This window comes from Photobacterium sp. DA100 (genome assembly GCF_029223585.1).
Classification (GTDB): domain Bacteria; phylum Pseudomonadota; class Gammaproteobacteria; order Enterobacterales; family Vibrionaceae; genus Photobacterium.
In genome coordinates, this window is record NZ_CP119423.1 from 1,248,442 (window position 1) to 1,270,754 (window position 22,313).

Consider the following 22,313-nt stretch of genomic DNA (forward strand, 5'->3'; position numbering starts at 1 on the left):
GAGTAGCTTGAAACTGCTCCGTATGTGCAATGCGTTTCGCTATACTGCCGTTGCCTTTGGTTCGGGATAAATACGTTGTACGGATATGAATATTGAGAGTAAGTGGCTGGAAGATTTTCTGATGTTGGCGGAAGTGAGGAACTTCTCCATGGCGGCGGACAAACGCAATGTCACCCAGCCGGCATTTAGCCGGCGGATCAAAGCGCTGGAGCAGACTGTGGGGGCCGAGCTGGTCGATAGAAGCAAGACGCCAATAGCGCTGACCCCCAGTGGCCGGTTGTTCCGGATCACCGCAAGAACATTGATCAACCAGATGATGGATGGAATCGGCCAGCTCTCGGATCTGTCGAAACTGGGAGGAAACAATGTCCGTGTGGCGGCCGCCCACTCCTTGGCCACCAGTTTGGTTCCGTCGATTCAATCTGAATTGATGACCGGCAAGCATAAGCCGATTTTGAGTGTCGAGGCGATCGATGTCGATGATGCGATTGAAGAGTTGCAGGAAGGCGGCTGTGACTTGCTGCTGGCGTTCGATGATGAGCTGCTGCGCCTGCCACCCTATCAGTCATTGCAAATCGGCCAAGCAGAGCTATTGCCAGTGTGTGCCTGCGATGGTTCAGGCAAGCCGCTGTTCAGAATTACCAACCACAAAGAAGTGCCTTGGTTGGCCTATAGCCCAAGCTCCTACATGGGACGCCAAGTGGAGGCGATTCGAAACCAGGTGAACTTGCAGCCCGTGTTCCTATCATCCATGACAGATTTGCTTAAGACGCTGGTGCTGCAGGGCTTAGGCGTGGCGTGGCTACCCGATTATGCGATAAGACAAGAATTGGAAAACGGCAGGGTTGCCATTGTCGGTGATGCCTCATTGCGGTTGCCCATTACCTACTATGCCTACCGTTATCAGGCCCGCTTACACCCGGCAGGGGAGCAAGTCTGGCAAGCCTTGCGGTTGCATGCTGAAAAGCAGGTGTAGCTGAACCCAGGCATAGACAAACAGCGAAGCGCCCTCAGGCGCTTCGCTCGGTTGGCAGTGATTACACAATCATAGGCGCCAGCAGGAAGCCACAGACAGTCGAGACCGCGACACCGATTAAGCCCGGCATCAGGAATGGGTGGTCGAAAATATTCTTGCCCATGCGGGTTGAACCTGTGGAGTCGAACTCAATTGCGGCCAACGAGGTTGGGTAGGTCGGAAGCACAAATACCCCAGTGACCGCAACGAATGAAGCCAGGATCGCCCAGTGTGGCACTTGTAGGCTCAATGCCAATGGAATGATCAATGGCGTTGTCGCGCCTTGCGAAAGTAATAGGGTGCAAGTACCGAACAACACCAGTGACAGCAGCATCGGGTAAGATTGCAGCAAGGAGCCGGCAAACTCTTTGATTTCAGGCAGGTAGGCATTCACCATGGTTGAGCCCATGGTCACAATACCAAGGATAACCGCGACAGAGCTCATGCCGGAGCGGAAAGTGGTGGTGCGGATGATCTTCTCAGGATCAACATTGCACATCGGGACCATCAAGCAAGCAACGGCGAACATCGAAACAATGATGATATCGCGGGTCGACATCATGCTGCCGTCGGCAAAGTGTGGGCGCAACACAGGGAAAGCGGCATAGACCACAATGGCAACGGTGGCGATGAGAAACAGCATGACAGAATATTTTGCTTTCGGTGCCAGGGTAATACTTTGCTGTTGCTTTTGTTCCTGAGCCTGTTGGAGGCGGGCAAGGTAAACAGGATCATCTTTTAATTCACAGCCTTGGCGTGACGCAATGAATGCACCAACCATCGCGGCGATAAAAGATGCAGGTAGGCAAACTGCCATGATTTCCAAGAAGCTGACACCGATCGGCTCCATGATCGAAATCATGGCGGCCATGGCTGCAGAGATAGGGGAGCCCGAAATCGCTACCTGTGAAGCAACCACAGCGCCTGCCAGCGGGCGGGAAGGGCGCACGCCGATCTCCTTGGCGACTTCCGAAATGACCGGCAAGGTCGAGAACACGGTGTAACCGGTACCGGCCATGATGGTCATCAGCCAGGTGATCATCGGGGCCAGAAAGCAGATGTATTTCGGGTTGCGGCGCATCAGGTTACCGGCATGGTGGACCAGCCAATCCATCCCGCCCGCGGCCTGCATAGTGGAAGCCGCGGTCACGACGGCCATGATGATCAAAATAACATTGACGGCGGGGGCGCTGGGCTCCAGACCAAAGCCGAGGGTCAATATCGCCAGTCCCAACCCGCCGGCGAGGCCGACGCCGAGTCCGCCCATTTTTAATCCCCAGTATATGCAGCCTAATACCACTAACAGCTCTATTGCTACTAACATAGTTTTTCCTGTCCGTTTGAAATGATAAAACCTTGAAATCTTTGCGGGTATAGTGCGGAAATGGTTTTGGGGTGTTAAATGCCAAATATTGCTTCGCGATACCGAATCGGCATAGGGGCTACGCCAAAACTGGGACTGAGTTAACAGACCTGTGAGGTAAGGCCTTAATTCTGCACAAAATAGCAACGACTTTCGATGGCAAAGTAGCCACTGTTACTGGCGCAGTGAAGCAACAGGCATCGGTTTTTTTGTGACTTGGGTATGACCGATTCCAAACTGGAATGGGTTGTGGTCCGTCGTTTCGCTGTTCGAATTCTCACTGAAATGATACTTTTCTGAGCCTTAACTCAAGCACTTAACCGAAGAGAAATAAACAAATGGAGTTGTCATTTGACGTATTGGGGCTGCTTTTCCTGGTTGCAGCACTGGCAGGATTTATCGATGCAATCGCAGGGGGGGGAGGGTTGCTGACAGTCCCAGCCCTGCTGGCAGCCGGCGTGCCGCCCACCCAAGCGCTGGCAACCAACAAATTGCAGGGGTCATTCGGCAGCTTTTCTGCCTCGTTGTACTTTATCCGCAATGGTTTGGTCAGTTTGGGTGAGATGCGCAATGCGATTGTCTTTACTTTTATCGGTGCCGCGACAGGGGCCGAGCTGGTCCAGCGCATCGATGCGGGGGTGTTGACCCAGCTGATCCCTATTTTGCTGGTGTGCATTTCCCTGTATTTCTTGTTCGCGCCGCAGGTCGGGCAAGGGGGAGGCACGCCGAAACTGTCCGATAACATTTTTGCCTTGGCGGTGGGCACCAGTATTGGCTTCTACGACGGTTTCTTTGGACCGGGGGCGGGGGCACTCTATACCATCTGCTTTGTGGCCATTGCCCAGTTTGGTTTGGTGGAAGCCACGGCGCGAACCAAGATCCTCAACTTCACCTCGAACTTTGCGGCCCTGCTGTTTTTCATCTTTGCCGGCCTGCCGGTGTGGGAAATCGGTATTATCATGGCTGTCGGCGGGTTTATTGGGGCGAGAATGGGGGCCAAGGTCGTTATTTCCAAGGGGCGCAAGCTGATCAGGCCGATGGTGGTGATCACCTCGATGTGCATGGCGATCAAATTGCTAGTTGAACAGAATCCGCAATGGTTTCAATAAGCCGGCGTGTCCGCGGAGACTGGAAGCTATTTGGGCGATAGCAGAGTTGGACCGGACGCGTTAACTGATCCAAGAATGGAAAGTGGTGGCAGTGGTGAGGGGCAATGTTGAGCGTGTTGACGATCGAAATGGGCACCAAAGCCGCTGCGACACCGCTCAGGGCCAGTTGGGCGGCGGCAGTATAGGAATCCATTTCCATGTAGGGGACGATCCCTGCCTTCTGCAATGAGCTGGCCTGATTGGCATTGGCCGGGTTTTTCAGGTCATTGACCAACAGTTTGCTCGGAGGCTGGGTAAGGATCTGGTGGCTCACCACTGAAAACGGTTCATCAAACAGGTGGGTCACCGCCAATCCGTGCTGGGGCGGCAGGTGACCAGCGCAGAAACCGACGGCGGCATCGCCAGCCTGGACCCGCTCGACAATGATCGGAGTATGGTGGGTACTGATGGTAAGAAAAGGATCCTGCTGGATGTATTCTCCCATCAAAGGTGCCAGGTAGCCTGCAACCAAGGTTTCAGAGCAGGCCAAATGGATAACCGTGCGATCATCGACATCAAGTTGATCGAAAATTTGTCCTTTCAGGGCCTTGAAACCGGGCTCGACCGCAGCGATCAGCTGCAGGGCATCGGCGGTCAGCTTGATACGCCGACCGTCAGGCTCGATAAGCTTTTTGCCGATCCGCTGTTCCAGTTTGGCAATGCGCTTGCTGACGGCACTCTGGCTGAGATACAGGCGGCTGCCTGCTTTGCTCATGGTACCCTCTTGGGCCAGTACCAGCAGCGTTTCAATCCCTTCAAGTAACAATCGTGTTATTCCTGTACTTGAAACCGATTAGCGCTCGGTTTCTTGTTTGGTAATGCTGCCAACTTCCAGCATGGCGGCAACATCAAGGTGCTCGGCATTCATCATCGAAGAAATCCGCTGTACAGAAGACAATAGCAGCGATTGTTCCCATTCTTCCAAGCGCTGGAAGCGGGCGACAAAATCTTCTTGCAGCGGCGGCGGTGCTTTTGCCAGCAGCTCTCTTCCTTCATCGGTGAGGTAGGCGTGGACTTTGCGCTTGTCCAGTTTGCTACGCTCACGGATCACCAAGTGACGCTTTTCCAATCGGTCTAGAATCGTGGTGGCTGTCGCTTGGCTCATGTTGGTGTTGTTGGAAAGCTGACGGATAGTCACTTCGCCGGAATCGCGTATTGCGCGCATCAACACTAGCTGGGGGCCGGTTAAACCAGCAAGCTTGTTTAATTTGCGCGAATGCAGATCGATTGCTCGGATGATTTGGCGCAGGGCAATCAAGACTTCTTCGTGCTTGTCCATATTACTCTCCTAATTAGTGCTCGGCGAAATTACAACAAACCGGCGAAAGTTGGAAGCCTTACTTTTCATAATGTTGTCTCGATCTGATTTGTTCCCGGTGAAAGGTGAAGCTTATTGGCAAAGAAAAAGCATTTACATTTTCTTACAATCTTAGTTATCATTATCGGAATAAAAACAATTCTCACTTTCATTATTGTTTGTGGGTATAAAATAGCTTTCACATGGATGAAAAAATGATTAAGACTCAATTCCCTCGTAATTTGATTATGGCTGCTTTTTGGGCGGCTCCCGTAATGGCGGATGCCGCTGATGTTTCCAAGCAGCAAGTGGTCACCCACTATGCAGATCTCGCCCATAGCGTTTACAGTGACTCGCTAGCCACAGCGCAGGAGCTGGATAAGGCCATTGATGCGTTCATTGCAGCCCCGGCACCGAACACCTTGGCGCAAGCGCGCACCGCCTGGAAAGCGGCGCGAGTGCCCTACCAGCAATCCGAGGTGTTCCGTTTTGGCAACGCGGTGGTGGATGACTGGGAAGGGCAACTCAATGCATGGCCGCTGGATGAGGGCTTGATCGATTACGTGGCCGGTGACTATCAGTATGAGCTGGGCAATGAAGGGGCGAAAGCCAACATTGTGGCCAGCCAGTCCGTTCAGGTTGGCAACAAGCTGGTAGATACTGCCGAGATCACCCCTGAGTTATTGGCCAGCCTCAATGAGATCGGGGGATCGGAAGCCAATGTCGCAACGGGCTATCATGCGATCGAGTTTCTGCTTTGGGGCCAGGACCTCAACGGTACTGATCCGGGGGCTGGGCAGCGCCAGTACACCGACTTTGCCTATGGTGAAGCCTGTACCAATGGCAACTGCGAGCGGCGCCGCGATTACCTGAAAGCGGCCTCGGTACTGCTGCAAAATGATCTCGGCTGGATGGTGCAGCAGTGGTCTCCGGCGGTGGCGGGAAATTACCGTGCCGAGTTGCTGGCGGATTCGGCTGATAACGGATTGCGTAAAATTCTGTTCGGTATGGGGTCATTGTCGCTGGGCGAATTGGCGGGCGAGCGCATGAAAGTTGCGCTCGAAGCGCATTCGACCGAAGACGAGCACGATTGTTTCTCAGACAATACTCATAACTCCCATTACTACAACGAGCAGGGGATCTATAACGTCTACACCGGTACCTATATGCGGGTAAACGGTACCTTGGTATCGGGCCCGAGCCTCCACGATCTCGTCGCCAGCAATGATAAAGGCGCGGCCGAGGCCATTCAGGCTGAATTCGACCGTGCACGCAGCCAAGTCTATACCTTGGTCGAGTCGGCGGAAAAACAGGATCAGGCTTTTGACCAGCTGATTGCGGCAGGCAACCAGGCGGGCAATGCCTTGGTGAATGCATCAATTCTGGCATTGGTAAAGCAGACCGCGAGCATTGAGCAGGCTGCGTCGATCATCGGGGTGAGCAACCTCAACCCAGATACCGCCGACCACCAGTTCTAACCTCACCACAAAGGGCTCGCCTGAGCCCTTTCGTCATCTCAAACTTTACAGCTCGAGCGATGAAAATGAAGTTGCCTTTCATGTTATCTGCAGCCGGATTGCTGCTCTCTATACTGTTTTCTCTTTCCACATCAGCCCAAGCCAGCCCTCTCCCGGTCGACGATGCCCTGGCGATGAAATCCGGTGGCAATACTACAGTGATAAAAAGCGGCGCCAACGCTTTTTCCCTACCGGCGGCGAACTTACCGCTGTCAAAGCGGCTCGACTTTAGCGTCGGAAACAGTTTTTTCCGCAACCCTTGGGTACAAGCACCGGCAACGACCGACGCCCGTGATGGCTTGGGGCCACTGTTCAACACCAATGGCTGCCAAAACTGCCACATCAAAGATGGCCGAGGCCATCCTCCGCAGGAAGGAGACAGTAACGCGGTGTCGATGCTGGTGCGTTTGAGTATCCCGGCCCTGACGGCGGAGCAGAAGCAGGCCGTTATTAAAAGCGGGGTGATCCCCGATCCGGTTTATGGCGGACAGCTGCAAGACTTTGCGCTCTCCGGTGCCAAGCCGGAGGGACAGATCGTACTGAGCTACCGGGCGGTCCCGGTAACCATGGCCGACGGCGAGATCATTACCCTGCGCCAGCCGCAACTGGCCATCACCGATTTGCAATATGGCCCGATGCACCCGCAGGTGATGATGTCGGCGCGTATCGCCCCGCCGATGATCGGCCTCGGGTTGCTTGAACTGATCCCAGAACAAACACTGGAGCAGATTGCCAATGAGCAGCAGGCAGAAGAAAAGGGGATCTCCGGTAAGCTCAACCGGGTGTGGGACGTTGAAGCGCAGGGCTTCGCGGTAGGGCGTTTTGGCTGGAAAGCCGGACAGCCTAGCTTGATGCAGCAGAATGCTGCCGCGTTCAATGGCGATTTGGGGTTGACCAGTGATTTGTTCCCGGTGGAGAACTGCTCTGAGATGCAACTGGTTTGTGATCGGCTCCCCAATGGTGGAGAGCCAGAGGTAAGCCGCAATGTGTTGACCTTTGTTGAATTTTATTCTCGCCATCTGGCTGTCCCTGCTCGCCGCAATGTCAATGATCCGCAAGTTGTCAAAGGGGAAGCTCTGTTTGCTGCAGTTGGCTGCCAGAGCTGTCATGTCACCCAAGTCAGGACGGCGAAAAATACGGACTTCCCGGCGTTGTCCGAACAGCTTATTAATCCTTATACCGATTTGTTGCTCCATGATATGGGCGAGGGTTTGGCAGACAACCGCGGCGAGTACCTTGCCAATGGACGAGAATGGCGCACGGCACCGTTATGGGGCTTGGGCTATACCGAGGAAGTCAATGGCCATACCAACCTGCTTCATGACGGCCGGGCACGCAATGTGATGGAAGCGATCTTATGGCATGGCGGAGAAGCCCAGCCAAGCCGCGATCAGGTTGTGGCACTGCCGAAAACTGACCGGGAGGCACTGGTCGCCTTCCTGCATTCACTGTAGGGGGCGGCAATGAGGAAAAACGGGATGCTTCCGATGTTAACGCTGGTGGTATTGGCGGGCTGTGACAGTGATGTCAACGAAATTAGCCAAGCTGTGCACCAGCAGCACCTTGCCGCGGCGCAGCAGTTTGCGGTCGCGGCGGTGGGGCTGAATGACTCCCTCTCTGGGCTGTGCCGCAACGACGGCACAGCGTCGCTGGAGGCGGCGCAGCAGGCGTGGACCCATACCATGCAGAGCTGGATGCCGTTTCAGGGGCGCGACAAAGGCAGCGAAGCGGCGTTGTCGCTCAGTTGGCAGATTCAATTTTGGCCGGACAAGAAAAACACCACAGGGAGAAAACTGGACCAGTTGCTGAAACAAGGAACGCAATGGAGCGTCGCAACACTGGCTGGTCAGAGTGTTGCGGTCCAAGGATTGGGGGCCGCCGAATGGTTTTTGTATGACAGCCCACAGGTATTGCAGTCGGCCAAAGGCTGCCTGTTGGCCGTGGCGGTGGCGGCAAATATCCAGCACAGTGGGGAAGCCCTGGCCAGCGCGTGGCAAGACAACCCATGGCAAGCCATGACGCCAGAATTGGCTCTGGGGGAGTATCTCGGCGCGCTGAACAACCAGCTCGACTACAGCATCAAGAAACTGCAGCGGCCGATGGGCCAGCCTGGTTATCCCAGGCCTTATCAGGCGGAGTCTTGGCGCTCTGGTACTTCGCTGGAGAACCTCAGGGCCAGTGTGGCTGCGATGGAGCAGCTTTACCTGGCCGGGGGACACGGGCTGGACAGCTTGCTGCGAGACCGGGGGTATGGCGCGACCGCGGATCGCCTCGCGGATCAGTTTGCGGCCTTACTGGCATCTTGGCCTGCCGAGCCATCGCTGACAGCCATGCTCAATAGCCGGGAGGGCTATCGTCAGTTGCTCAATATTTTCAATGGGTTGGAATATATCCAGTTAATGCTACAGGACGAAGTGGCAGCTGAATTGGGCATTAAAGTGGGGTTTAATGCAACCGATGGTGACTGATCAAACACGGCGCCGGCTGCTGCTCGGTGCATTGGGTAGCGCAGCCCTGCGTCCCTGGTCAGCGATTGTGGCAGCCAGTTCGCTTGCCGGCTGCAGCCTGCCGGCCTCATTCAACAGTATCACTTCAGAGGCGGCAATTGTGGGCTGCAGCCGTCAAATTGATGGGCGTTACGGCGTGGTGGTTGCGAACGATAAGGGCTTTCCGCTATACCAACTGCCGCTGCCAGAGCGCGGGCATGGGATTGCCTTGCAGCCTAACGGTACCTTGGCGGCGGCATTCAGCCGTCGGCCAGGAAGCTATCTGCAGGTATTCGACTATCGCCAGGGGGTGGCATGGCCTATTTATACAGCCCTGCCAAACCGCCACTTCTACGGCCATGGCGTATTTTCCCCCGACGGGAAGCTGATCTACGCCACTGAGGGGATCCGCCAGAGCAGCGAAGGGATCATCGGGGTCTATGCACTGGAAACTTTGGGGGCAGGGCGGTTAGAAAAGGTCGCCGAGTTCAGCGGGTTTGGTATCGGGCCGCATGAAGTGGTGTTGGCGGATGAGCAAACGCTGGCCATCGGAGTCGGCGGCGTACACACCCGAGGCCGGACACCGCTTAATCTAGGCAATATGCGGCCGGCTCTGGTCTACCTGGACCGTGAAACAGGGGAGGTTGTTGATAAAGCGATCTTGGCAGACAAGCAGCTTAGTATCCGCCACTTGAGTGTCACCGATACCGGAGCGATTGCGTGCGGGCAGCAGTACCGCGGCTTGCCTGAAGACGCGGCTCCCCTGGTGGCCCTTCACCGCCGGGGAGAGGGCGAAGAGCTTCAACCGCTGTTGGCTGAAGAGGAACAGTGGCTGCGTTTCAATCATTACATTGCCAGCATTGCCAGCTTGGAAGGGTTCCTGTTGGCGACCTCCCCGCGGGGAAATTGCTATGGAATTTGGCATGAGGTGAGCCGTGAGTTAGTGGAGCTGCGCCCACTGGTTGATGCGTCTGGCGTCGGTGTGAAGAACGGAAGGTGGCTTGTTGGCTCGGGAGCCGGAAAAGTTTTATCAATTAATCCTTCAAAAGAGGCGCTGTCGGTACAAAGCCCGGTGATGTGGGACAATCACTGGAATATTGTCTGAAATGAAAGAGCTACCGGCTTTGCACTAATTTGGTGCTGGTAGATTGTTGTTCTAATAATCGCAAAATATGTCAAATATCCTGACAAGTGTCAGGATTTGAAACATTACCGACTGGCAATGACGGCTAAATTTAGTCCGTCGTCATAGCGCAATTTGCCATAATTATGATAACGGCAATGAGGAGTCAGTTGGTCATGTTAACGCTCAGTCGTATGGGGCTTGTCCTGGTGTGTGTCTTCTCTCAGGTGAACCATGCTGAAGAAGTCTGGCCGGTGCAGCCTCTGTCTGCACGGGAGCAGCTGGAACAGCAGTTCTCCGATGATATTCTGCAGCAGAAGAAAGCCCGTCAGTGGGTACATGAAGTCGCCAACAACATTGCGGCCATACGCTATGTTGATCAGTTGGCTGATTTGTACCAGAGTATCGGCTTCGTCCCGTTGTGGCAGGATACCTTTACTGCCAGTGATTTTGAACAGCAGCTTCGTATGGTGGTGCTGTCGAATATCAGCAGCGATTTCAATCGCCGCTATTCACTGCTTCAGCACTACAAACAGGCAAACGACTGGCGGCAGTATGATCTGCTGGCTACCGATACCCTGTTTGCCTACATGAGCTACGTCGAGGGGATCCCGTCGTATGGCCGGGGGTGGCTATTTGGTGCCGGGGTCGATCCCCAATTGCCGATACCTTCCAATACGAGTCTGTCTCGCCTCTATAATGCGATCGATACCGAGAGGCTGCGCTCTTATATCAACAGCCTCAAGCCAGATGATGAAAACTACACCCGATTGCTGTTGGCAATTGATGCCCTAGAGCCAGCGGCAAACGACGATTGGCCCGGGTTCTACCAACCGGGGATCATCCGGCTGGGTACTCGGTTGCGGAATCCGGATGCACTGATCACTATACTTGAACAGCTTGGCGATCTGCGGGATTTCGAGGCCGATCAGATCCGGGCGGCAGGCATACGTACCTACAACGTTGATTTGGCCAATGCGGTGAAGAGTTTCCAGCGCCGCCATGGACTGAAGGAGGACGGGGTGATCGGCCCGCAGACCCGGCAGTGGCTGGCAATATCACCCAGGTCGCGCATCCGTGTCTTGGCCCTGAATGCCCAGCGTACCCGGTTATGGCCTTCGGATGCCGCGTCGTTGCTGGTGGTGAATATCCCCAACTACGCACTCAGTCTGTGGCTCAATGACCGGCATGTGCTTGACAGCAAAGTGATTGTTGGCCGACCGAGCCGGAGAACGCCGCTGCTGACCACCAATGTGTCTTCGGTGGTGTTCAACCCATACTGGAATGTGCCTATGTCGATAATGCGCAAGGATATTTTACCTAAGGCGCAGCGCGACAGGGGGTACCTGTACCGCAATGGGTTTGCGGTGATAAGAAGCTGGCAGAGCTCCGAGCAAATTCCTATCCACACTATTGATTGGCGTATCGTCAATGCCAAGTCGTTTCCTTACCGGTTGCGGCAAAAGCCGGGCAGTAAAAATGCCTTGGGTAGGTTCAAGTTCAACATGCCCAATGACCATGCTATCTATTTGCATGATACCCCAGCCAAGAGTCTGTTTGCCAAGGAGACCCGAGCGTTCAGCTCTGGTTGCGTCAGGGTTGAGCAGGCGGATAGCCTGGCGATGATTTTACTCAATCACTCAGGGGTGCCGGAGCAGCGGGTCAATGAGCTTAAGTCACGTACGAAAACCAAGACAGTGGGGCTGTCCAACAAAGTCAAGGTCCAGGTGATCTACCAGACAGCCTGGGTGGATAGCGACGGCTTGGTAAATTACCGTAACGATGTTTACGACTATGACAAGTTCGTTGCCATGTCTCAAAACCAAGAATTATTTACATCTCTTTACACTGAATAAACTGCTTCTGTGTCAATAATTAGGCGATCTTTGGTGGAAAGATCGCCGAGTTTTTGTCATTTCAAGGTTTGACTGAACAATATCTGAACGCTATCTTGCTTCTCCATTGAGGAATCCCGGTAAGGGTTGCGTTATCGTGCCCGGAGTAGGCCAGAAGTTAGTTGTTGTTGAGTTATGTCTGAAATTGATTACAAGCGCCGTCAGCTTCTGGCGGCTGGCGGAGTGGCGCTTGGCGCATGTTTGCTGCCAAGCTGGGCATTAGCGAGTCCGTACAAAGCAGGAAGTGCGCGTCAGATATCGTTGCATAATATTCATACCCGTGAAGAGCTCGAAAGTGAATTCTTCAACGGGAAACTGTATGTCAAAGAAGAGCTGCAGAAAATAAACTACATTTGCCGTGACTTCAGGCGCAACGAAGTCGCGAACATGGACCGGCGTTTGTTCGATGCAATCACCGAGATCCAAGCGGGGCTGGGCCACAAAGGCCAGGTTCGGATTATTTCAGGCTACCGCTCGCCAGCGACCAATAAAGCACTGCAGAAAAATGGCGGTGTCGCGACAAAGAGCTATCATATGAAAGGTCAAGCGATTGACTTCAACCTAGAAGGTGTCTCTCTGTCACGGATCCGCAATGCTGCACTTGATTTGCGTCTAGGTGGTGTAGGATATTATCCACGTAGCGGGTTCGTCCATATAGATACTGGACCGGTTCGTCGCTGGTAATGGCTAGTTTGCCTAGCTGCGCGCCCTAACCCAAACCGAATAATTTCAAAGCCGACACTTCCTCCCTCTCTTGGTAGCTGTCGGCTTTGCTGTCTCTTGCGTCCGCTGTCTTTCTCCCCTGTTGTTGCACTGCGGTTTTTGCTATTCTGCGGCAAGAACTGAAATCGCTAGGAATTATCAATGAGCCTTCAATTTGAAATTGTGCCGGTCACTCCGTTTCAGCAAAACTGCTCCATCATCTGGTGTGATGAAACCAAGGAAGCCGCAATGGTTGATCCGGGAGGTGATATCCACCTTCTGAAAGAAAAAGTGCAGCAACTGGGACTGACTGTCACCAAGCTGATTTTGACCCACGGTCACTTGGACCACGTAGGTGGCACTGAACCGTTGGCTAAAGAATTGGGTATTCCGGTGGTTGGGCCGCACAAGGAAGACGCCTTCTGGCTTCAGGGCCTGCCTCGCCAGAGTGAGATGTTCGGCTTTCCATTAACCGAAGCGTTCGATCCTGATCAGTGGCTGGAAGACGGCGACACCGTTGCGGTGGGTAACCAGACATTGTCGGTACTGCATACCCCGGGCCATACGCCAGGCCATGTGGTGCTCTACAGCAGAGAGGCAAACGTGGCGTTTGTCGGTGATGTACTGTTCAAGGGAGGCATTGGCCGTACCGACTTCCCTAAAGGTGACTACCAGACCCTGATTGATTCAATCAAGGGCAAACTGTGGCCATTGGGCAATGACGTGACGTTTATTCCGGGTCACGGTCCGATTTCGACCTTTGGCAGTGAACGCGCCTCGAACCCATTTGTTGCCGACGAGATGCCGCTGTACTGATGACAAAGCAGCCCAGATTATTCTGGGCTTTTTCCCCCCTTGTTTTTTGTGACTACTTTCACGTTTCTTCTCTCCTTTGGCTGGAAATAGGAAATTTTCCTAACTGTCCTAAGTCCGGTTCTCAAGCCACCTCTTATCTGCCTCCCTACAATGCCTGCCAATGGTCTTCTTGCAGTTTGCTTAACTGGCGAGTAGGGGCTGTTGAAGCTTTACCTTTATCGGTGCAGATTGCAGCGTTTTGTGACGTTTCAACAGACCCTATTCGGCAGGAGAAAGCCAGAACGCGCAGCAGTTGCTGCAGATAACGTCGAAAAAGTATTGAGGGTGACACATGCTTAAACTCCTTGATCAGGTCAGAAAGCCAACACTGGATCTGCCTGTAGAAGAGCGCCGTAAAATGTGGTTCAAGCCATTTATGCAATCGTACCTGGTTGTATTCATTGGTTACATGACCATGTATCTGATCCGTAAAAACTTCAACGTTGCTCAGAACGACATGATTTCTACCTATGGTTTGTCGATGACAGATCTGGGTTTGATCGGTCTGGGTTTCTCCATTACTTACGGTATTGGTAAAACAGTCGTTTCTTATTATGCCGATGGAAAGAACACCAAACAGTTTCTTCCTTTCATGTTGATTCTTTCCGGTATTGCGATGCTAGGCTTCAGTGTGAGCATGGGTGGTTCAAGCACCAGCCTGTTCATGATGATTGCTTTCTACGCGCTGAGTGGTTTCTTCCAGAGTACCGGTGGGCCGTCAAGCTATTCGACCATTACCAAATGGACGCCGCGCAATAAGCGTGGTACCTACCTTGGTCTGTGGAATATGTCGCACAACGTGGGTGGTGCGGGCGCGGCGGGTGTTGCCCTGTTTGGTGCTAACTACCTGTTCGATGGTCACGTGATCGGTATGTTCGTTTTCCCGTCAATCATTGCATTGGTTGTTGGTTTCTTGGGCTTGCGCTTTGGTAGCGACTCACCGGAAGCATACGGCCTGGGTAAAGCGGAAGAGCTGTTTGGCGAAGAGATCAGCGAAGAAGACATCAACGCTGAAGAGAACCAGATGACCAAGCGCGAAATCTTCATGGAGTACGTACTGAAGAACAAGATCATCTGGCTACTGTGTTTTGCCAACATCTTCTTGTACATCGTGCGTATCGGTATCGACCAGTGGTCAACGGTATATGCTTACCAGGAGCTTGGTCTGTCAAAGGAAACCGCTATTTCCGGTTTCACCCTGTTCGAAGTTGGTGCGCTAGTTGGTACGCTGATGTGGGGTTACCTGTCTGACTTGGCGAACGGCCGCCGTGCGTTGGTTGCCTGTGTGTCTCTGGTCTTGATCATCTTCAGCCTTGAGTTCTACCAGCATGCAACGAATGAGTACATGTACCTGGGCTCGCTGTTTGTGCTTGGCTTCCTGGTGTTCGGCCCGCAGCTTCTGATTGGTGTTGCCGCTGTCGGCTTCGTGCCGAAGAAAGCAATCAGTGTTGCCGACGGTATCAAGGGTACCTTTGCTTACCTGATCGGTGACAGCTTCGCGAAACTGGGTCTGGGTATGATTGCCGACGGTACGCCTATCTTTGGCCTGACCGGCTGGAAAGGTACGTTTGCTGCCCTGGATACCTCCGCGGCTGTGTGTATTGTCCTGCTAGTCTTTGTTGCCATCGCGGAAGAGAAAAAAATTCGCCGCGAGAAGCGCCTGCAGAAGCAGCTTGAGCTAGAAACAGCATAATCTCGACGACGAGATGCTTTACCTAAAAAACTGCCTGCGGGCAGTTTTTTTATGCCTGATTTCCATCGGCGGCAGGCTACAAGTTCACTATTTTCGAATAATTACATTCCAGCCTTGTTTCAACCGGGCTGAACAGGTAGGTTATGCCTCTTTTTCGCCTTGGGGGACAAAAAATGATCAACGTCGCATTGGTTGATGATCACATCATTGTGCGGTCTGGATTTGCGCAGCTGTTGATGTTGGAAGACGACATCCACGTAGTGGGCGAGTTCGGCTCGGCGAAAGATGCCCGCCAAGGACTGCCGGGCAGCCAGGCCAATGTCTGTATTCTCGATATTTCCATGCCGGATGAAAGCGGCTTGTCGCTGCTGGCCGATCTGCCGGAGGGGATCGCCTGTATCATGCTCAGCGTCCACGATAGCGCCTCGGTGGTTGAAAAGGCACTGGAGGCGGGAGCCAGGGGATACCTCAGCAAGCGCTGCGGCCCCGATGAGCTGGTCCAGGCGGTCAGGACCGCGGCGGCGGGTGGCTGCTACCTGACACCAGATATCGCGATTAAGCTGGCGACGACGGCGAAGTCTGCGGCATCGGTATCCCTGCTGACCAAGCGCGAGCGCCAGGTCGGGGAAATGCTGGCAACCGGGTTGGATGTCAAAGCCGTGGCAACCGAACTCGGTCTTAGCCACAAGACAGTCCATGTCCATCGCGCGAATGCTATGGACAAGCTCGGTGCCAAGAACAATGTTGAACTTGCCAAGCACTTTGATACCGAGGTGCTGTAATGCGCAATTTTGCCCTTACCACAATCGGTGGGTGGCTGCTGATTGCCTGCGCCTGGTTCTGCCTCTGGGCCATTGCGTCTTATTTTACCCTCGACCCTGAGCTGGCTGTCTTCCTGTTCCCCTTCGCGCTGCGGATGGGGGTTGCCCTGCATTGCCCGAAAAAATACTGGGGGGCGGTTTATGGTGCCGAGTGGGGGCTGATGCTGGCATTGGCCCCGCAGGTCGGCAATCCGTTATGGGGGGCTGCCCTGTGTGCCAGTGTTGCCAGCGTGCCGTTGTTGTGGGTGGCACACGGCCAATATTACGGTTCCCAGTTACGGCGGCTGTGCGTGATGGGGACGGTGATCGGCTTGGCGGCGTTGCTCAATGTTGCGATATCGGGCTGGTTCAGCGATCACAGCTGGATGGTGTTGCTGATCAGTATCACCGGTGGGCTGATGCTAGTGCCCAGCTGCTACCTGATTTGGAGCTATTTGTTCCAACAGGCTTGGATCCCGCTGACGGTAGATCTGGTGTCCCGTCCGGTGGCTTTACGGGTACGGCACATCTTTTTCTATGCCGGGCTGTTTATAGCCAGTATTGCGCTGCAACTTGGCCTGCCTGACGAAATGCGTCGGTTTGCCCCTTTCTGCTTGGCGATCCCGATCATCTTGCTGGCGTTCCGCTACGGTTGGCAGGGGGCGTTGCTGGGGACGCTGCTCAATAGTGTGGCCTTGATTGCAGCCCGCAGCACGGGAAGCGATCTGGAAGTCACCGACTTGCTGCTCTCGCTCTCGGCACAAAGCCTGACCGGAATTCTGCTGGGGATGGGGATCCAGCGCCAGCGGGAGCTGAACCAGCAACTGCGCCTGCAGCTCGACCGCAACCATAGCCTTTCCCGCCAGTTGGTCAAAGCCGAAGAGTCAGTGCGGCGGGATGTCGCCCGTGAACTGCATGATGAAATCGGCCAGAATATTACCGCTATTCGTACCCAAGCCTCCATCATCCAACGGGTCGAGACCACCCCTGTCGGGGCAGGGTGTGCCGGCATGATAGAAAACTTATCTCTGAATATCTACGACACGACCAAAGGGTTGCTGAGCCGGCTGCGGCCCAAATCACTCGATGACATGGGGCTGGCCGATTCCATCGAGCAGCTGGTACGTGACCTGGAATGCGAGGCGCTGGGGATTAGCGCGGTTATCTCCTGGCATTGCAACGGGCGAGAGCCCGAGTCCTTGAGCGATACCCTGAGCGTGACGCTATATCGCCTGTGTCAGGAGGCGATGAATAATGTGGTCAAATATGCCAAGGCCAGCCAGCTTGAACTGACTTTTGTGCTGCGGGACGACACGGTTGAGTTGACCGTGAGGGATAACGGACGCGGCTTCAGTGTTGAGCAGGTGATGCAGATGTCGTCGAAAGGGTTTGGCCTGCAGGGGATGCGCGAGCGGGTCGAAGCTCTCGGGGGCAAAATTGTGGTCGATAGTCAGACCTCCGGTGCCAACCAAGGTACTTGCATCGCCATCCAAATGCCCCTTTTGTGAAGCGGCAGCAACCAATAGAAGAGAGAGCTTAACTGTGAATGCACCCATGTCAGGGATCTTGAAGTCGTCGCCGACAACTGAGGCCAGTGACCATGGCGACAGTGTTGATGCGCGCTATCGGTACTGGCGTCTGCATATCATGCTGACCATGTATGTCGGCTATGCGGTGTTTTACTTTACCCGCAAGAATTTTAACTACGCCATGCCGACTATGCTGGTTGACCTTGGCCTAGATAAAGCGGATATCGGCTTGATGGGAACCTTGTTCTACATCACCTATGGTGCTTCCAAGTTTCTCTCGGGGGTGATTTCCGACCGCTCCAATCCCCGCTACTTTATGGGTATCGGCCTGATGGCAACCGGTGTGGTTAACGTCATGTTCGGCTTTGCTGATTCACTGTGGTGGCTGATGACTTTATGGGTATGCAATGCATGGTTTCAAGGCTGGGGTTGGCCACCTTGCTCGAAGCTGATGACGACCTGGTATTCCCGCTCGGAGCGTGGCTTCTGGTGGTCAATTTGGAATACCGCCCATAACGTGGGGGGAGCCTTGATCCCGTTGCTGGTCGGCTATCTGACCTTGCACTACAGCTGGCGCCTGGGCTTTATTGTACCGGGGGCTATCGCGGTGGTGATCGGGGTTGTGCTGTGCTGGCGGTTGCGGGATAAGCCGGTCACCCTTGGGCTGCCAACCGTTGGCGAGTGGCGTCGGGATAGGCTCGAGTTGACCCATGAGCGGGAAGGGTTCGGCCTGAACGCAAGGGAGATCCTCCGCAAATATGTCCTGACCAATAAATATATCTGGTTGCTGGCTTTCAGTTATGTGCTGGTGTACGTGGTGCGCACGGCCATTAATGATTGGGGGAACCTCTACCTGAGCGAGCAGCAGGGCTACGGGCTGATCCAAGCCAATATGGCACTGTCGCTGTTTGAAGTCGGTGGTTTTGTGGGCTCCCTGGTCGCAGGGTGGGGATCAGATCGCTTGTTTGGCGGCAACCGCGGGCCGATGAATGTGATTTTTGCTATCGGGATCTTCCTGTCGGTTGCAGCCCTGTGGCTGATGCCGGTGAAAAACTTTGCCTTACTGTCAGGGTGTTTCTTCTCGGTCGGATTTTTTGTTTTCGGTCCACAGATGTTGATAGGTATGGCAGCGGCGGAGTGTTCGCATAAAGACTCGGTCGGTGCGGCCACCGGGTTTGTCGGGCTATTTGCCTATATGGGCGCGGCGTTGGCCGGCTACCCGCTCGCTTTGGTGATGGAGTATTTCCACTGGACCGGCTTCTTTGTTGTTATTTCCGTGGCGGCAGGGGTGATTGGGCTGTTGCTCATGCCGTTTCTCAAGGCTCAGGCGACGCCTGAACCATCGTCCTTGTAGCGCCTTCGGGGGGCTAGCTGGCGGCCAGATAGCGCCGTGCCAAGCCGGCAAAATCGGCGGCGGGGCGGTCGAGGAAGTCCTCCGAGATAAAAAAGTCGTAGCCGATAAGCTCGCGGTTGTAGTGCATCCGGTTGGCCAGCATGGCTTGCAGGCCTTTGAGCACATGACCTGAACGGGTGGTGAAGTGGTTATCATCAAACATGATATCTTCTATTTCGTAGGGCGGGTTATCGAGGCCTTTGTGGGCCATGATAAGCAGGATCCGCTGGTCGATAAGGAGCTTGGTGGCGACCCGGGGACATATTGAATCAATGAATTCCTCATAGTCTTTGAGCCTGACCCCGACCCAAGGGACGGGCTGGTGCCAACCATCTTTGGCAATACTGGCCTGAGCGATACTGTCGATATTCTTCCAGCGTGCCAGCCAGCCGCCGTAATGGCTGTGAAACTGAATATGCATGAAGGTCAGGGTAAATGACAGCTCGGGACCTTGGGCGTACTTGTAGCCGACCAGCATCATGATACAGGCCCCTATCAGCAAGATGGCGACGACAGGAGGGGCCACGGTGGGAAAAATCACGCCGATCAGCGTGGCCACAACGAAGCCGGCAATGCCTGCCACAAACAGGTTCGCTTGGTAGGGAGTGATACCGGTTGTGATGTAGCGAGTTTTCAAACTGTCACGCATTGCCAATACCGAGCCGTTTTGATCAACTTAAGTATTGTCGAAATGGCAAAAACGATCACCTAAGTTGTGATTTTATCATGAATAATGATTTATTAATTGCATATGGGTATTTATCCAGATGTTTGACGAAGATACAGAAATATCCCGGCATATTCTCATAACATCTTTTTATTTAGAGCTTTTTTCTGCCTGCCGGAAATAGTCAAAAATGAGAGGTGGTCGCTTATTTTTGAGTAAAATCATCTTTTGTTGAGGATGAAATAACCGTTCGCTGGCATTTCTCTGACATCCTTGGTATAACACGCGCTTACTTTTTCCCGCTGGAACTATCAGCCTGTTCTGTTTTCAGGTTGATGGATGGTGGTGACTGAAAGTAGTGCAACGGAGTAGGAAATTTAATGAGAATCTCTCACAAACGTAAAGTTCAGCTGAAACTACAAAAGCGCCTTAAGGGCCTAGTAGTTGAAGCAAAACCAGCAGCAGTGAAAGCTGTTGTGAAAAAAGCACCAACTGCAGAAACAGTAAAAGCTGCTCCAGCGGCGAAACCTGTTGTTGAAGAAAAGAAGCCAGTAGAAGCGGCAGCACCTGTTGCAGCTAAAGTGTCTTTGACTCCTAAACAGCAGCAAGTGCTGGATATTGTTGTTAAGAACGCTGAAGGTATCAATCCGAAAGGTATTGGTCTTGAGGCCGGCCAGGAAGACAGTAAAGCGGCTTCTTGGGCGACTGGTGCGCTGAAAAAACTGACCGAAGAAGGTTTGGTTGAGCGCATCCAACTGGCAGGCAACAAGGTGCTGTACAAAGCACTTTAATGATTCCCAAGCAATGAAGCGCGCTGTTTGCGACAGGGCGACTCTAACCAGCTTTGGGTTTGCAGCCAGGCCCGTTCCTGATCCGGTCAGGGGCGGGTATTATTCCCCTCTTTTGTTTCGCTGGCAAAACGCAACTTGCTCCATCTGTAATACTGTCTCAAAAATGCGTTATTGAGTAACTCAATGATAAACGTGTTGCATTATCCTGTCGTAATGTCTCATCTCTGCTATAACTTATTATAAATAGACACCCATCAGTAACGTCTTGGTTTCCAAGATGTGCATGCGGAGGCGAGTGTATGACAATGATAAGTGCTAGAGAGTTCTCCGATTGGTTACGCGTTCGTTTTGCTAATGAAGATCAAGGCGTGAGTTTAACTAGGGAAGACATCAATCAGCTGACAGGACGCCAGAGCTTTTCGCTTGGATTTGTAAACGACATCCACTATGAACTCATGCAGCATGGTATGGCATTTGTCACTGATACGTCACGAGAGACTTTCTATTTGATCCCTGTGGCGAACAAACCTTGGCGCGAGCAGTTAGAGCATCAATACGAACGAGAGCTTTTCTGCAACGTATTGCCATTGGACAAATCTGGCTAACATAATGCTAGGGTCTCGAAATAAAAAAAACGGGCGCAGGAGCGCCCGTTTATCGTTTCAGCCGAAGAGGTAGCTTGGGTTATTAAAGTACAGCCGCGATACCTTTACACAGTGGCTGCATATTTGCCTTGGTCATGCCGGCAACACTGATACGGCCAGAGCCAACGATATAGATACCGAATTCGTCTTTCAGGCGGCTAACCTGCTCTTTGCTCAGGCCCGAGAAAGAGAACATGCCGTTTTGGCGTTCGATAAAGCTGAAATCGGCCTCGACACCCAGATCTTTTAGGGTCTGCACAAACAGGATACGCATTTCCTGAATGCGGTCGCGCATATCGGCAACTTCCACTTCCCACTCGGCTCGCAGGGCGGCATCGTTCAAGATCTCGGTCACAATCGCCGCACCGTGTGCTGGTGGGTTGGAGTAGATCACGCGGGCAATACTTTTCACCTGGCTGAACGCGGTCGTGGCCTCGGTGCTGTTTTTGGCTACGAGGGTGAATGCACCGACTCGCTCGTTGTATAGACCGAAGTTTTTCGAGAATGAGCTGGCAATCAGTAGCTCTTCGCAAAGGTCGGCAAAAATACGCAGGCCTTGGGCGTCCTCTTCTACCCCTTTGGCAAAGCCCTGATAGGCGAAGTCGAACATTGGCAGCAGTTGCTTCTCTTTGCACAGCTCAGCAAGCTGTTGCCACTGGGGTGCCTGTGGATCGATACCGGTTGGGTTGTGGCAGCAACCGTGCAGCAGGACCACATCACCAGGCGCGGCATTGGCCAGATCGGCCAGGGCGGCCTCAAAGTCCATGTCTTTGCTGGTGGCATCATAATAGCTGTATTGCACCGTTTCTAAGCCGGCAGCGGTGAAGACACCGTTGTGGTTGGCCCATGTCGGGTTGCTGATCCAAACTTTGACATCGCCAAGCTGGCGCTTGATAAACTCAGCAGCCAGACGCAGGGCTCCGGTACCGCCAGGGGCCTGGGCGGTCTGCGCACGTTTAGAAGAGATGATTGGTGAGTCGGCGCCAAACAGCAGCTGCTGTACAGCAAGACCGTATTCTGCCGTGCCGGGAATACTTAGGTATGATTTAGTGGTTTCTTTTTCCAGCAAAATCGCTTCGGCTTTTTTTACTGTGGCCAGAACAGGGGTATTGCCTGATTCGTCTTTATAGATACCGACGCCGAGGTTGATTTTCTCCGGGCGGATGTCGTTTTTGAACTCTTCAGTTAATCCAAGGATCGGGTCGGCGGGTGCAGCAGAAATTTTCTCAAACATTGTCAATCATCCATGCTGGTAATGGTAAAGGGTCAATATGTTCTTTATACCTTTTAACACGGGCGATTGACAAGAAATTGTAACATCTTAGCCAAATAAAATATGATAGCAGTGAATTGTTACTAGTTTTCGCTAACATTCGCACAAATCGGTCAAACTCT

20 protein-coding genes are annotated in these 22,313 nt (G+C 53.4%); 15 read left to right on the forward strand and 5 right to left on the reverse strand.

Annotated elements, in window-relative coordinates; genetic code table 11:
• The first annotated feature begins 85 nt into the window (after positions 1 to 85).
• Positions 86 to 976, forward strand: a complete 891-nt coding sequence (locus PTW35_RS06095; protein WP_281026938.1) for a LysR substrate-binding domain-containing protein — start codon at positions 86 to 88, stop codon at positions 974 to 976.
• Between the two features lie 61 nt (positions 977 to 1,037).
• On the opposite strand, the gene PTW35_RS06100 is transcribed toward PTW35_RS06095, so the two are convergent.
• Complete coding sequence (locus tag PTW35_RS06100) at positions 1,038 to 2,339, reverse strand: anaerobic C4-dicarboxylate transporter (RefSeq protein ID WP_281026939.1); 1,302 nt, start codon at positions 2,337 to 2,339, stop codon at positions 1,038 to 1,040.
• A gap of 377 nt (positions 2,340 to 2,716) precedes the next feature.
• On the opposite strand from PTW35_RS06100, the gene PTW35_RS06105 reads away from it, so the two are divergent.
• The gene (locus PTW35_RS06105) at positions 2,717 to 3,487 is read left to right on the forward strand and encodes a TSUP family transporter (protein ID WP_281026940.1); all 771 of its coding nucleotides are present in this window, start codon (positions 2,717 to 2,719) and stop codon (positions 3,485 to 3,487) included.
• On the opposite strand, the gene PTW35_RS06110 is transcribed toward PTW35_RS06105, so the two are convergent.
• Positions 3,447 to 4,292 (reverse strand): LysR family transcriptional regulator, encoded by an 846-nt coding sequence (locus tag PTW35_RS06110; protein WP_281026941.1) that lies wholly within the window; start codon positions 4,290 to 4,292, stop codon positions 3,447 to 3,449. The two genes, PTW35_RS06105 and PTW35_RS06110, sit on opposite strands and share 41 nt — an antisense overlap.
• A 27-nt stretch (positions 4,293 to 4,319) precedes the next feature.
• On the reverse strand, positions 4,320 to 4,805 hold the full coding sequence (locus PTW35_RS06115) for a MarR family transcriptional regulator (RefSeq protein WP_281026942.1): 486 nt from the start codon (positions 4,803 to 4,805) through the stop codon (positions 4,320 to 4,322).
• Between the two features lie 233 nt (positions 4,806 to 5,038).
• On the opposite strand from PTW35_RS06115, the gene PTW35_RS06120 reads away from it, so the two are divergent.
• From PTW35_RS06120 to PTW35_RS06170, 11 genes are all read left to right on the forward strand, one after another.
• Positions 5,039 to 6,301 carry an imelysin family protein gene (locus PTW35_RS06120; protein ID WP_281026943.1) on the forward strand — a complete coding sequence of 421 codons (1,263 nt, stop codon included), beginning with the start codon at positions 5,039 to 5,041 and terminating at the stop codon, positions 6,299 to 6,301.
• A 65-nt stretch (positions 6,302 to 6,366) separates the two neighbouring features.
• Positions 6,367 to 7,794 carry a di-heme oxidoredictase family protein gene (locus PTW35_RS06125; protein ID WP_281026944.1) on the forward strand — a complete coding sequence of 476 codons (1,428 nt, stop codon included), beginning with the start codon at positions 6,367 to 6,369 and terminating at the stop codon, positions 7,792 to 7,794.
• A gap of 24 nt (positions 7,795 to 7,818) precedes the next feature.
• On the forward strand, positions 7,819 to 8,808 hold the full coding sequence (locus PTW35_RS06130) for an imelysin family protein (RefSeq protein ID WP_281026945.1): 990 nt from the start codon (positions 7,819 to 7,821) through the stop codon (positions 8,806 to 8,808).
• Entirely contained in the window at positions 8,789 to 9,931 is a 1,143-nt protein-coding gene (locus PTW35_RS06135; protein ID WP_281026946.1) for a DUF1513 domain-containing protein, read from the forward strand. The genes PTW35_RS06130 and PTW35_RS06135 overlap by 20 nt, the downstream gene beginning before the upstream one ends.
• A 194-nt stretch (positions 9,932 to 10,125) precedes the next feature.
• The gene (locus PTW35_RS06140) at positions 10,126 to 11,805 is read left to right on the forward strand and encodes a L,D-transpeptidase family protein (RefSeq protein WP_281026947.1); all 1,680 of its coding nucleotides are present in this window, start codon (positions 10,126 to 10,128) and stop codon (positions 11,803 to 11,805) included.
• A 174-nt stretch (positions 11,806 to 11,979) separates the two neighbouring features.
• Complete coding sequence (locus PTW35_RS06145; RefSeq protein WP_044622967.1) at positions 11,980 to 12,528, forward strand: YcbK family protein; 549 nt, start codon at positions 11,980 to 11,982, stop codon at positions 12,526 to 12,528.
• A gap of 180 nt (positions 12,529 to 12,708) precedes the next feature.
• A complete protein-coding gene (locus tag PTW35_RS06150) occupies positions 12,709 to 13,362 on the forward strand; it encodes an MBL fold metallo-hydrolase (protein ID WP_281026948.1) in 654 nt (217 codons plus the stop codon).
• Positions 13,363 to 13,693: 331 nt separating this feature from the next.
• Positions 13,694 to 15,094, forward strand: a complete 1,401-nt coding sequence (gene uhpT / locus PTW35_RS06155; RefSeq protein WP_281026949.1) for a hexose-6-phosphate:phosphate antiporter — start codon at positions 13,694 to 13,696, stop codon at positions 15,092 to 15,094.
• A gap of 173 nt (positions 15,095 to 15,267) precedes the next feature.
• Positions 15,268 to 15,876 carry a transcriptional regulator UhpA gene (gene uhpA, locus PTW35_RS06160; RefSeq protein WP_281026950.1) on the forward strand — a complete coding sequence of 203 codons (609 nt, stop codon included), beginning with the start codon at positions 15,268 to 15,270 and terminating at the stop codon, positions 15,874 to 15,876.
• A complete protein-coding gene (gene uhpB, locus PTW35_RS06165) occupies positions 15,876 to 17,402 on the forward strand; it encodes a signal transduction histidine-protein kinase/phosphatase UhpB (protein WP_281026951.1) in 1,527 nt (508 codons plus the stop codon). The genes uhpA and uhpB overlap by 1 nt, the downstream gene beginning before the upstream one ends.
• Before the next feature lie 46 nt (positions 17,403 to 17,448).
• Complete coding sequence (locus PTW35_RS06170; protein ID WP_281026952.1) at positions 17,449 to 18,777, forward strand: MFS transporter; 1,329 nt, start codon at positions 17,449 to 17,451, stop codon at positions 18,775 to 18,777.
• Between the two features lie 13 nt (positions 18,778 to 18,790).
• Here PTW35_RS06170 and PTW35_RS06175 read toward each other — a convergent pair whose 3' ends face one another.
• Positions 18,791 to 19,465: a DUF2982 domain-containing protein gene (locus tag PTW35_RS06175; protein ID WP_281026953.1), complete on the reverse strand. Its 675-nt coding sequence runs from the start codon at positions 19,463 to 19,465 to the stop codon at positions 18,791 to 18,793.
• A gap of 398 nt (positions 19,466 to 19,863) precedes the next feature.
• Between PTW35_RS06175 and PTW35_RS06180 the strand changes: the two genes are divergently transcribed.
• Both PTW35_RS06180 and PTW35_RS06185 read left to right on the forward strand, forming a co-directional pair.
• Positions 19,864 to 20,274, forward strand: a complete 411-nt coding sequence (locus PTW35_RS06180) for a MarR family transcriptional regulator (protein ID WP_281026954.1) — start codon at positions 19,864 to 19,866, stop codon at positions 20,272 to 20,274.
• Positions 20,275 to 20,573: 299 nt separating this feature from the next.
• Positions 20,574 to 20,879 (forward strand): hypothetical protein, encoded by a 306-nt coding sequence (locus tag PTW35_RS06185; protein ID WP_281026955.1) that lies wholly within the window; start codon positions 20,574 to 20,576, stop codon positions 20,877 to 20,879.
• Between the two features lie 82 nt (positions 20,880 to 20,961).
• On the opposite strand, the gene PTW35_RS06190 is transcribed toward PTW35_RS06185, so the two are convergent.
• Positions 20,962 to 22,152 carry an amino acid aminotransferase gene (locus PTW35_RS06190; RefSeq protein ID WP_281026956.1) on the reverse strand — a complete coding sequence of 397 codons (1,191 nt, stop codon included), beginning with the start codon at positions 22,150 to 22,152 and terminating at the stop codon, positions 20,962 to 20,964.
• Between the last annotated feature and the right edge of the window lie 161 nt (positions 22,153 to 22,313).

Bases quoted from the DNA above. Each gene is read 5' to 3' on its own strand.
- PTW35_RS06095 (WP_281026938.1), top strand. From the start codon at position 86: ATGAATATTGAGAGTAAGTGGCTGGAAGATTTTCTGATGTTGGCGGAA.
- PTW35_RS06100 (WP_281026939.1), bottom strand. From the start codon at position 2,339: ATGTTAGTAGCAATAGAGCTGTTAGTGGTATTAGGCTGCATATACTGG.
- PTW35_RS06105 (WP_281026940.1), top strand. From the start codon at position 2,717: ATGGAGTTGTCATTTGACGTATTGGGGCTGCTTTTCCTGGTTGCAGCA.
- PTW35_RS06115 (WP_281026942.1), bottom strand. From the start codon at position 4,805: ATGGACAAGCACGAAGAAGTCTTGATTGCCCTGCGCCAAATCATCCGA.
- PTW35_RS06120 (WP_281026943.1), top strand. From the start codon at position 5,039: ATGATTAAGACTCAATTCCCTCGTAATTTGATTATGGCTGCTTTTTGG.
- PTW35_RS06125 (WP_281026944.1), top strand. From the start codon at position 6,367: ATGAAGTTGCCTTTCATGTTATCTGCAGCCGGATTGCTGCTCTCTATA.
- PTW35_RS06130 (WP_281026945.1), top strand. From the start codon at position 7,819: ATGCTTCCGATGTTAACGCTGGTGGTATTGGCGGGCTGTGACAGTGAT.
- PTW35_RS06135 (WP_281026946.1), top strand. From the start codon at position 8,789: ATGCAACCGATGGTGACTGATCAAACACGGCGCCGGCTGCTGCTCGGT.
- PTW35_RS06140 (WP_281026947.1), top strand. From the start codon at position 10,126: ATGTTAACGCTCAGTCGTATGGGGCTTGTCCTGGTGTGTGTCTTCTCT.
- PTW35_RS06145 (WP_044622967.1), top strand. From the start codon at position 11,980: ATGTCTGAAATTGATTACAAGCGCCGTCAGCTTCTGGCGGCTGGCGGA.
- PTW35_RS06150 (WP_281026948.1), top strand. From the start codon at position 12,709: ATGAGCCTTCAATTTGAAATTGTGCCGGTCACTCCGTTTCAGCAAAAC.
- uhpT (WP_281026949.1), top strand. From the start codon at position 13,694: ATGCTTAAACTCCTTGATCAGGTCAGAAAGCCAACACTGGATCTGCCT.
- uhpA (WP_281026950.1), top strand. From the start codon at position 15,268: ATGATCAACGTCGCATTGGTTGATGATCACATCATTGTGCGGTCTGGA.
- uhpB (WP_281026951.1), top strand. From the start codon at position 15,876: ATGCGCAATTTTGCCCTTACCACAATCGGTGGGTGGCTGCTGATTGCC.
- PTW35_RS06170 (WP_281026952.1), top strand. From the start codon at position 17,449: ATGTCAGGGATCTTGAAGTCGTCGCCGACAACTGAGGCCAGTGACCAT.
- PTW35_RS06175 (WP_281026953.1), bottom strand. From the start codon at position 19,465: ATGCGTGACAGTTTGAAAACTCGCTACATCACAACCGGTATCACTCCC.
- PTW35_RS06180 (WP_281026954.1), top strand. From the start codon at position 19,864: ATGAGAATCTCTCACAAACGTAAAGTTCAGCTGAAACTACAAAAGCGC.
- PTW35_RS06185 (WP_281026955.1), top strand. From the start codon at position 20,574: ATGACAATGATAAGTGCTAGAGAGTTCTCCGATTGGTTACGCGTTCGT.
- PTW35_RS06190 (WP_281026956.1), bottom strand. From the start codon at position 22,152: ATGTTTGAGAAAATTTCTGCTGCACCCGCCGACCCGATCCTTGGATTA.